The sequence below is a fragment of the Streptomyces sp. SID10853 genome (assembly GCF_010548145.1).
In the GTDB taxonomy this organism is placed as follows: domain Bacteria; phylum Actinomycetota; class Actinomycetes; order Streptomycetales; family Streptomycetaceae; genus Streptomyces.
The window spans coordinates 1-9,070 of sequence record NZ_JAAGLN010000266.1 but is presented as its reverse complement, the minus strand read 5'-3'; the positions used below and the strand labels follow the sequence as shown (position 1 = coordinate 9,070).

At 70.9% G+C, this 9,070-nt stretch carries 9 protein-coding genes and 2 pseudogenes; 6 read left to right on the top strand and 5 right to left on the bottom strand.

The features are described from left to right. Nucleotides 1-140 (top strand): annotated as a pseudogene (locus G3I19_RS31395) (LuxR C-terminal-related transcriptional regulator); the annotation flags it as partial. 117 nt (nt 141-257) lie between these two features. Here G3I19_RS31395 and G3I19_RS37805 read toward each other — a convergent pair. Further along, nucleotides 258-551: pseudogene (locus G3I19_RS37805) on the bottom strand (hypothetical protein); the annotation flags it as partial. 42 nt (nt 552-593) lie between these two features. Further along, nucleotides 594-1,097, bottom strand: a complete 504-nt coding sequence (locus G3I19_RS31385; protein ID WP_203600737.1) for a MarR family transcriptional regulator — start codon at nt 1,095-1,097, stop codon at nt 594-596. A 168-nt stretch (nt 1,098-1,265) separates the two neighbouring features. Between G3I19_RS31385 and ilvA the strand changes: the two genes are divergently transcribed. The 3 genes from ilvA (at nt 1,266) to G3I19_RS31370 (ending at nt 4,595) form a co-directional block, all read left to right on the top strand. Further along, nucleotides 1,266-2,495, top strand: coding sequence for a threonine ammonia-lyase (gene ilvA, locus G3I19_RS31380; RefSeq protein WP_164267111.1), 1,230 nt, complete (start codon nt 1,266-1,268; stop codon nt 2,493-2,495). Between the two features lie 175 nt (nt 2,496-2,670). After that, nucleotides 2,671-3,744, top strand: coding sequence for an ATP-binding cassette domain-containing protein (locus tag G3I19_RS31375; protein WP_164267110.1), 1,074 nt, complete (start codon nt 2,671-2,673; stop codon nt 3,742-3,744). After that, a complete protein-coding gene (locus G3I19_RS31370) occupies nt 3,741-4,595 on the top strand; it encodes an ABC transporter permease (RefSeq protein ID WP_164267109.1) in 855 nt (284 codons plus the stop codon). Before G3I19_RS31375 ends, G3I19_RS31370 begins: the two co-directional genes overlap by 4 nt. Nucleotides 4,596-4,663: 68 nt before the next feature. On the opposite strand, the gene greA is transcribed toward G3I19_RS31370, so the two are convergent. Then, a complete protein-coding gene (gene greA / locus G3I19_RS31365; protein WP_164267108.1) occupies nt 4,664-5,161 on the bottom strand; it encodes a transcription elongation factor GreA in 498 nt (165 codons plus the stop codon). A gap of 260 nt (nt 5,162-5,421) precedes the next feature. Beyond that, nucleotides 5,422-5,826, bottom strand: a complete 405-nt coding sequence (locus tag G3I19_RS31360; RefSeq protein ID WP_164267107.1) for a DUF4307 domain-containing protein — start codon at nt 5,824-5,826, stop codon at nt 5,422-5,424. A gap of 97 nt (nt 5,827-5,923) precedes the next feature. Here G3I19_RS31360 and mca point away from each other — a divergent pair, with 97 nt between their 5' ends. After that, complete coding sequence (gene mca / locus G3I19_RS31355) at nt 5,924-6,805, top strand: mycothiol conjugate amidase Mca (RefSeq protein WP_164267106.1); 882 nt, start codon at nt 5,924-5,926, stop codon at nt 6,803-6,805. Nucleotides 6,806-6,807: 2 nt separating this feature from the next. Then, complete coding sequence (locus G3I19_RS31350; protein ID WP_164267105.1) at nt 6,808-7,035, top strand: hypothetical protein; 228 nt, start codon at nt 6,808-6,810, stop codon at nt 7,033-7,035. Nucleotides 7,036-7,279: 244 nt separating this feature from the next. Here G3I19_RS31350 and G3I19_RS31345 read toward each other — a convergent pair. Continuing rightward, on the bottom strand, nt 7,280-9,070 hold a 1,791-nt coding region (locus G3I19_RS31345; RefSeq protein ID WP_164267104.1), incomplete at its 5' end, for a tetratricopeptide repeat protein.

Here is a 9,070-nt window from a genome sequence, read left to right as displayed (position 1 = left end):
AGGCGGTGGCGGAGCGGCTCTTCCTCTCCCCGCACACCGTGCGTACGCATATGCAGAACGTGCTGGGACAGCTAGGAGTGCACTCCACACTGGCCGCGGTCGCCCTGGCGAGACGGGCGGGAGTCGGGCCCGCGGAGCCAGGACCTGTGCCGCCGGTCCCTGCCGGGCCGGATCCGACCGGACCGACCGGGCAAGCCCTCGGGGATGTTGTCGAACGGGGCGGTCAACGCCGCTGGCGGGCTCTGCAAGTGCGGCTAGGGGTCGTCGCCGTGCAGCCGGTCCCAGCGCGCGTACGTGCGGGAGAGCGCGGCGAGCAGCAGCCGCTCTGCCTGCGGGGTGCCGGCAGTGGTGCCTGTGTCGCGAGTGGTGCCTGTGTCGCCTGCGGTGCCCGTGTCGCTGGTGTCGCCGGTGCCGCCCGTGCGCTGTGTGCCGCCGGTGGGCTCGGCCGTCAGCAGGACGGCCGCATGGAGGAGCCGGCCGGCCGCGCCCGCGACGAAGGACTCGAACTCCTCGTCGCGGCGGCGTTCCCGTGCTGCTGTCCGCTCCCGCACAGTGCCTCCCTGCTCTCATCTGAGAGCAGGCCGGCGCACCGGTCAAGAGGTCGGCGCCGCCGGCTCCTGGGGTGCTGCCGTACGGCCGGAGAGCGACGAGTTGAAGCGGGTCAGCAGGGTGCAGAAGGCTTCGCGGTCCTCCTGCGTCCAGCCCTCGGTGACCTGGGCCATCAGCTCACGGCGTGAGGAGCGCACCTCTTCCAGGCGGGTCTGGCCGCGCGGCGAGAGCTGGAGGACGACGGCCCGGCCGTCCTCGGGGTGCGAGGTGCGCTTGACCAGGCCGGTGTCGACGAGCGGAGCGACCTGCCTGGTCACCGTCGATGAGTCGATGCCCATGCCGGCGGCCAGGGCCTTCACGCCCATGGGGCCTTCCCGGTCCAGCCGGTTGAGCAGCAGATAGGCGGCGCGGTCCATCGAGTTCCGCACCTGCCCGACGCCCCCCATCCGGGTCTGTTCGGCGCGGCGGGCGAAGAGGGCCACCTGGTGCTGGAGGGCATCGAGGAAACCGGGGTCGATATCAGAAGTCATGTCCTGAGAAAGGGGCATGGCCGGGGGCTCTCTTCGTACGGTGGGCGGACAGTGGGGGACAGAGTACGCGGCCGGGAGCGGCGCCGTACCGGCGCTGCTCCAACCGTTGCGAACATGAGGGTCCAGCCGTTGCCGGGCCGTGGGCTCGGGCGGCCCGCCCTGCGCGGAGCTGCGAGACTTGACGCCATGAGCTTCGGTACGTCACACCCCCTGCCGCCGCTGATCCTTGACGACGTCCTCGGAGCGCAGAAGATGCTCTCCGGAGTGTCACGGACGACACCGATCGAGGGCAGCAGGCATCTCTCGCGTCTTGTCGGGGCACCGGTCCGTTTCAAGTGCGAGAACCTCCAGCGCACCGGTTCGTTCAAGCTGCGCGGCGCCTATGTCCGGATCGCCGGGCTCAGCCCCGAGGAGCGGGCCTCCGGGGTCGTCGCGGCCAGCGCGGGCAACCACGCGCAGGGTGTCGCCCTCGCCTCGTCGCTCCTCGGGGTGCGTTCCACGGTCTTCATGCCGCTGGGGGCGCCGCTGCCGAAGGTCGCCGCGACCCGTGAGTACGGCGCCGAGGTGCGGCTGCACGGGCAGGTCGTCGACGAGACCCTCGCCGCGGCCCAGGAGTACGCGCAGCAGACGGGCGCCGTCTTCATCCATCCCTTCGACCACGCCGACATCATCGCCGGGCAGGGCACGGTGGGCCTGGAGATCCTGGAGCAGTGCCCGGAGGTGCGGACGATCGTCGTCGGGATCGGCGGCGGGGGGCTGGCCGCGGGTATCGCGGTCGCGGTGAAGGCGCTGCGGCCGGACGTGAGGGTGATCGGTGTGCAGGCGGCGAACGCCGCCGCGTACCCGCCCTCGCTCTCCGCGGGGCGCCCGGTGTCGGTCGAGGCGCAGCCGACGATGGCGGACGGCATCAAGGTGGGCCGCCCCGGAGATGTGCCGTTCGGGATCATCCGGGAGCTGGTCGACGAGGTGCGTACGGTCTCCGAGGACGAGCTGTCCAGTGCGCTGCTGCTCTGTCTGGAGCGGGCCAAGATGGTGGTAGAGCCGGCCGGGGCCAGTCCGGTCGCCGCGCTGCTGAGCGACCCCGGGGCGTTCGAGGGGCCGGTGGTCGCGGTGCTGTCGGGCGGCAATGTGGACCCGCTGCTGATGCAGCGCATCCTCACGCACGGGATGGCGGCCGCGGGCCGCTTCCTGTCGCTGCGGCTCCGGCTGACCGACCGCCCCGGCGCGCTCGCGACGCTGCTGGGTGTGCTCTCGGTGGCCGACGCCAATGTGCTCGACGTGCGCCATGTGCGGACCGATCCGCGGCTCGGTCTGACCGAGGCCGAGGTGGAGCTGCACCTGGAGACGAAGGGGCCCGAGCACTGCGTCGAGGTCAGCGCGGCGCTGCGGGACGCGGGGTACACCGTCATCGCGTGAGACGGCCCGGGATGGCGGGAGCGGGGAAATCCACGAAACCCGGAAAACCCTCTGCACAGACGCGATACATCGCGATAGTCTCTGTGGCGCGCGTCACCCGCCGTGGGGCGGTATGGTCGCGCCAAATTTACGATGTGTGCGTAAAAGCGCCCATAAATCCACCTGGGGGAGCCCTATGCCTGGCGCCATTTACGCCGAAGGTCTGGTGAAGACCTTCGGCGACGTAAGAGCACTGGACGGCGTGGATCTCGACGTACCGGAGGGCACGGTCCTCGGCCTGCTCGGGCCCAACGGCGCAGGCAAGACGACAGCCGTCCGCGTCCTGACGACCCTGCTGCAGCCCGACAGCGGGCAGGCGGTCGTCGCCGGGATCGACGTGCTCAGGCATCCGACGGAGGTACGCAGGTCGATCGGTCTCTCCGGGCAGTTCGCCGCGGTCGACGAGTACCTCACCGGCCGGGAGAACCTCCAGATGGTCGGGCAGCTTTACCAGATGTCCGCACGCGACGCGAAGCGGCGTGCGGTCGAGCTGCTCGACCGCTTCCACCTCGCCGACGCGGCCGACCGCCCCGCCAAGACGTACTCCGGCGGGATGCGCCGACGGCTCGACCTGGCCGCCGCGCTCGTCGTGTCGCCGCCCGTGATGTTCATGGACGAGCCGACCACCGGTCTCGACCCCCGCAACCGCCAGCAGCTCTGGGAGGTCATCCAGGACCTGGTCGCAGGGGGTACGACGCTGCTGCTCACCACCCAGTACCTCGAAGAGGCCGACCACCTGGCCCACGACATCTGTGTCATCGACCACGGCAAGGTCATCGCCCGCGGTACGTCGGACCAGCTCAAGGCCCGCACCGGTGGCGAGCGCGTCGAGGTCGTCGTCCACCAGCCCGACCAGATCGCTCCCGCCCGCGAGGTGCTGACCGCACTGGGCAAGGGGCCGGTCGCCGTCGCGGAACACACCCGCAAGCTGACCGTCCCGGTGACGGGCGGCGCCAAACTGCTCGCCGAGGTCATCAGGGACCTGGACGGGCGGGGCGTCGAGATCGACGACATCGGGCTGCGCCGCCCCACGCTCGACGACGTGTTCCTCTCGCTCACCGGCCATGTGGCCGAGGCGGCGGACGGGACCGAGCCGGACCCGGACCGGAACCCGGACCGGGACCCGGGGAGCGGCGGCCCCTCCGGCGGCCCCGCCCCCGGCGGTCCCACCACCCGCACACCATCGAGCGCCGAGGAGGCCGGCGAATGAGCGCCGTCACGGATGCCGCACCCAGTCCGCTCGCCCCGCGGCCGCGCGGCGGGATCTTCCAGTCGGTCAACGACTCGCTGGTCATCGCCAAGCGCAATCTGATCCGGATGACCCGTATCCCCGAGATCGTGGTCTTCGGGCTGGTCCAGCCGATCATGTTCGTGGTGCTCTTCAGCTACGTCTTCGGCGGGTCCCTGGTCGTCAACGGCTCGACCAGCGCGGTCGGTTACCGCAACTTCCTGATGGCGGGCATCTTCGCCCAGACCGTCACCTTCGCCACGGCCGGGGCCGGCGCGGGCATCGCCGACGACATGCACAAGGGCCTGATCGACCGGTTCCGCTCGCTGCCGATGGCCCGGGGCGCGGTGCTCACCGGACGTACGATCGCCGACCTGGTCCAGACGGCCCTCACCCTGGTGGTGCTGTCGATCGTGGCCCTGCTCGTCGGCTGGCGCACCCACGAGAACATCGGGAAAGTACTCGGCGGCTTCGGGCTGCTGCTCCTGCTCGGGTACGCCTTCTCCTGGATCGGCGCGCTGATCGGTCTCTCGGTCCGCACCCCGGAAGCGGCCACATCGGGCGGGCTCGTCTGGCTCTTCCCTGTGACCTTCGTCTCGAACGCGTTCGTGTCGACGGCCATGATGCCCGGCTGGCTGCAGCCGATCGCCGAGTGGAACCCCTTCAGCGCGACCGTCCAGGCGTGCCGGGTGCTCTTCGGTAACCCGGGCGTGTCGGCGTCGGACGCCTGGCCCATGCAGCACCCGGTGTGGGCCTCGCTGCTCTGGTCGCTGCTCATCTTCGCGGTCTTCCGCACGCTGGCGGTCCGCAAGTACCGGTCAGCGGCGGCCTGACCCGGGCGCCGTCGCACGGCTGAGCCCCCGGCTGCGGCAGCCGGGGGCTCAGCGGGCGCGGACGGGGGTCAGCCCTTGAACGGCTCGGCCTTGAGGATCTTCACCGTCGCCGTCTTGCCGTTCGGCAGCTCGTACTCGGCGTTCTCGCCGACCTTCTTGCCGATCACGCCAGTGCCCAGCGGGGACTGGGGGGAGTACGTCTCGAAGTCCGAGCTGGCGTACTCGCGGGAGGCGAGCAGGAACGTCATCGTGTCGTCCTCGTCGCCGTCGAAGGCGATGGTCACGACCATGCCGGGAGCCGCTTCGCCGGAGGCCGCCGGGGCCTCGCCGACCTTCGCGTGTTCGAGCAGCTGGGTCAGCTGGCGTACGCGCAGCTCCTGCTTGCCCTGCTCCTCCTTGGCCGCGTGGTACCCGCCGTTCTCGCGCAGGTCACCCTCCTCGCGGGCGGCCGCGATCTTGGTGACGATCTCCGAGCGTGCGGGACCCGACAGATACTCCAGCTCAGCCTTCAGCTGGTTGTACGCCTCCTGGGTCAGCCAGGTGACGTTTTCGCTGGTCTGGGTCACTGGTGCTCCTCGTAGGTACCGGAAATACAAAGCATCGCCCTACCCAGAAGGATGTTCCTCCAGGGGCGGGCGAAACCACGAGCCTAACAATTCGAGAGCGGAAGGGGGAGGACCGAAGTGTCACGAGGTGCGGGGGCCGGCCGGGAGACGCAGGCGGACCAAGCCCCGACCGGGCTGGATCAGGCGGGACCGGGCTCGGTCAGGCCGGACCAGTCTGGATCAGGCGGGACCGGGAGGTCCGGCCGGGCCAGGGGGCCGGATCAGGAGGTGGGCTGGCAGCCGACGAGCTCGACGCTGGTGGCCCTCGACGTGGTCCGTACGGTCACGACCTGGTCGATCCGCTTCTTGTCCTGGTCGAACCTGGCGTCCTTGCGGCCGACCTCGTCGCCGTCGGTGGCCCGCAGACGCAGGGTGCAGGTGCCGTGGAGCCCGGCGTCCTTGCTGACTGTCAGATGGACGTCCACCGCGTGGTCCGACGCGATGTTCCAGGTGATGACCTCACCGCTGATGGACTTGCCGCCGAGGGACTCGTAACCGAACCAGCCGACGACCGCGATCACCACGGCGCCGAGCACCGCTCCGATGATCTTCAGCTTGCGATCCGCGCGCTCGTCCGCGGAGCGGCCGTAGCGGCCCTCGGGAAGCTGTTCGCCAACCGCCGTCATGATCGTTCCTCCAGAGCAGGGGATCCCGGAATTTTCCGTCCCCTCAGTCGGTCACTATAGAAGCCGCCGATTGCGACGAATCACTGAGGATCCTGTCTTGTCTGAGCAGCTTCGCCTGATGGCCGTCCACGCCCACCCCGACGACGAGTCGAGCAAGGGTGCGGCGACCATGGCCAAGTACGTGTCCGAGGGGGTGGACGTGCTGGTCGTGACCTGCACCGGAGGCGAGCGCGGCTCCATCCTCAATCCCAAACTCCAGGGTGACGCCTACATCGAGGAGAACATTCACGAAGTCCGCAAGCGGGAGATGGACGAGGCCCGCGAGATCCTCGGGGTCGACCAGGCGTGGCTGGGCTTCGTCGACTCGGGCCTGCCCGAGGGCGACCCGCTGCCCCCGCTGCCCGAGGGCTGCTTCGCACTGGAGGACGTCGACGTGGCCGCCGGGCGGCTGGTGCGGCTGATCCGGGAATTCCGGCCGCAGGTCATCACCACGTACGACGAGAACGGCGGATACCCGCACCCCGACCACATCATGACCCACCAGATCTCGATGGTGGCGTTCGATGCGGCGGCGGACACCGAGAAGTACCCCGAGGCCGAGTTCGGCCCGGCCTTCCAGCCGCAGAAGCTCTACTACAACCAGGGCTTCAACAAGCCCCGCACCGTGGCCCTGCACGAGGCACTGCTGGCGCGCGGCCTGGAGTCGCCGTATGGGGACTGGCTGGAGCGCTGGAAGCAGTTCGAGCGCGCCGAACGCACGCTGACCACGCATATTCCGTGTGCGGACTACTTCGGGATCCGGGACAAGGCGCTCATCGCGCACGCCACCCAGATCGACCCCGACGGCGGCTGGTTCCGCGTCCCGATGGATCTCCAGCAGGAGGTCTGGCCGACGGAGGAGTACGAGCTCTCGAAGTCGCTCGTGCCGACATCCCTCCCCGAGGACGACCTCTTTGCGGGCATCCGGGACAATGCCTAGTTATGAGCGCTAGCCAGGCATTGACGCACCTCGTCCCTCTGGCCGAGGTCGACGACAACAAGGTGACTCCAGGGCTTCTCGGCTTCCTCGTCTTCGCGGCCCTGGCCGTGGGGGTGTGGCTGCTGATGAAGTCGATGAGCCGGCACATGGGCCGGGTGGCCTTCAAGGAGACCCCGGAGCCGCAGGCGGAGCCCGCCGGACCCGCGGGGACCGAGGGCAAGAAGGGCTGAGGCCCGGCCGGGGCTGAGGGCGGCCGGGGCTTGAGGCCCGGCCGGAACTTGAGGCCGGCCGGTCCCGGTCACCGGGCGGTCTCGGTCACCAGCCGGATCCGGTCACCGACCGGGCCCGGTCACCGGACAGGCCGGACCACCGGACCACCGCCCCACCGTCCCCGCTCACCGGACAGGCTGCGAGTGCGCCTGCCCGGTGAGCTGCGGTGCGCCGCAGCGGCCGGTGTCCCGTGTCCGGTGTGACCTACCGCCGTGCCCCTGTCATCGGTACGCCCATGATCTCCCGGGCGTTCCGGCCCGGCACCATGCCGAGCAGCCATGCCTGCCAGCCGTCGTCCAGGGACACCCCGCGCTCCAGCATCAGGGCGTACGCCTCCGCGCACTCGGCCAGACCGGGGTCGCGGGCCGGATGCTCCGCCCTGATCAGCTGGGACAGCTCCTCCGCGGCCACCGCCGTGCCCACATCGGAGCCGCCGGGCGACGCGTAAGGCAGCAGCGTGCAGCGCAGGAAACGGGCCCAGTCGCCGCCCCTCCCGTCGTCGTACGTCGCGAAGAGCGCCGCCGCCTCGTCGCAGAGCTGGAGCGCCTGGGCGGCCCGGTCGTTGCCCGCGTCGATCAGGGCCAGTTCGAGTGAGGTCCACGCCTCGCCGTGCGCCACCCCGATCCGGTGGAAGTCGGTCCGTGCGTCGACCAGCAGCTGGCGGGCGAAACCGCTGTTGCGGAGGTTGCCCGTCTGCGCCGCCCGCTGGTCGCGGGTGACCCGCCCCGAGTGGTGGCGGGCGCAGGCCAGCCCGTACACGTCGCGCATCCGCGAGAACATCGTCCGGGCCCGCTCCAGCTCCCGTACCGCCTGGTCGCGGTCGCCGCGCTCCTCCAGGGCCTGGCCCAGGTAGTAGAGCGTCCACGCCTCGCCCCGGGCGTCCTCGTTGTCCCGGTGGCGTGAGAGCGCCTGGCGGAGCTGGTCCACCGCGACCGCCGCGTCACCGTCGACCAGCCTGGCCCGGGCCAGCTGGGTCATCGCCCAGGCTTCGCCCCGCCCGTCCCTGGTCTGCCCGTACGCGTCGAGCGCCGTCCGCAGCTCCTCCTCGGCCCGCACTACGTCGCCCAGGCGCAGAAAGAGCTGGCCCAGCTGGAAGTGCGTCCACGCCTCGCCGTGCAGCGAGTCGCTCTCCTGGTGCAGGGTGAGCGCCGTCGTGAGCAGCGTCAGCGCCTCCGGCAGATGCGCCAGGTCGCGCTCCACCGCCGCCAGCGCGTGCAGCGACCAGGCGCGGTCCGCGGCCAGCTCGGGCGCGGCCTGGAGCGCGATCGCCTCCCGCAGCCGGGCCGCGGCCTCCGTCAGATTGCCCTGGTGGTGCAGGGTGATGCCGAGCGAGCAGAGCGCCAGCGCCTCGCCAGGCCCCTGCTGCGCCTCGTGGTAGAGGCCGACGACCGAGGTGAGGGTCGTACGGGCCTTGTCCAGCTCGCCGAGCTGGCGGGCCGCGATCCCCGTACGCCACTGCACCGACCTGGCCAGCAGCCCCTGCCCGACGGCCTGCGTCAGCTCGCTGATCTCGCCCAGCCGGTAGAGGTCGCCGCGCAGCAGGCAGTAGTCGCAGAGCGCGCCCAGCAGATGCAGCACCACGTCCTGGTCGACGCCCTCCGCCTGGCGCAGCGCGGATGTGATGAAGCTGGACTCCTCGTCGAGCCAGCGCAGCGCCGCGTCCAGCGAGGTGAAGCCGTGCGGGCCGAACTGGCCTGCACGGGTGGAGAGTTTGCCGTCCACGAGGCGGATCACCGCGTCCGCGAGTTCGGCGTAACTCTGGATCAGCCGCTCCTGCGCCGCCGTACGCTCCTGCGGCTGCTCCTCTTCCTCCAGCCTGGCCTGCGCGAAGGCCCGCACCGTGTCGTGCAGCCGGTAGCGGCTGCCGCGTACGTGGTCGATCAGACCGGCCCTGGACAGCAGGGTCAGCAGCCGGCGCGCCTCCTGGTCGTCGGCGCCCAGCAGCGCGGCCGCGGCGGCCGCGCCCAGACTGGCCCGCCCGGCCAGCGCGAGCCT

Bases quoted from the DNA above. Each gene is read 5' to 3' on its own strand.
- G3I19_RS31385 (WP_203600737.1), bottom strand. From the start codon at position 1,097: ATGCCCCTTTCTCAGGACATGACTTCTGATATCGACCCCGGTTTCCTC.
- ilvA (WP_164267111.1), top strand. From the start codon at position 1,266: ATGAGCTTCGGTACGTCACACCCCCTGCCGCCGCTGATCCTTGACGAC.
- G3I19_RS31375 (WP_164267110.1), top strand. From the start codon at position 2,671: ATGCCTGGCGCCATTTACGCCGAAGGTCTGGTGAAGACCTTCGGCGAC.
- G3I19_RS31370 (WP_164267109.1), top strand. From the start codon at position 3,741: ATGAGCGCCGTCACGGATGCCGCACCCAGTCCGCTCGCCCCGCGGCCG.
- G3I19_RS31360 (WP_164267107.1), bottom strand. From the start codon at position 5,826: ATGACGGCGGTTGGCGAACAGCTTCCCGAGGGCCGCTACGGCCGCTCC.
- G3I19_RS31350 (WP_164267105.1), top strand. From the start codon at position 6,808: ATGAGCGCTAGCCAGGCATTGACGCACCTCGTCCCTCTGGCCGAGGTC.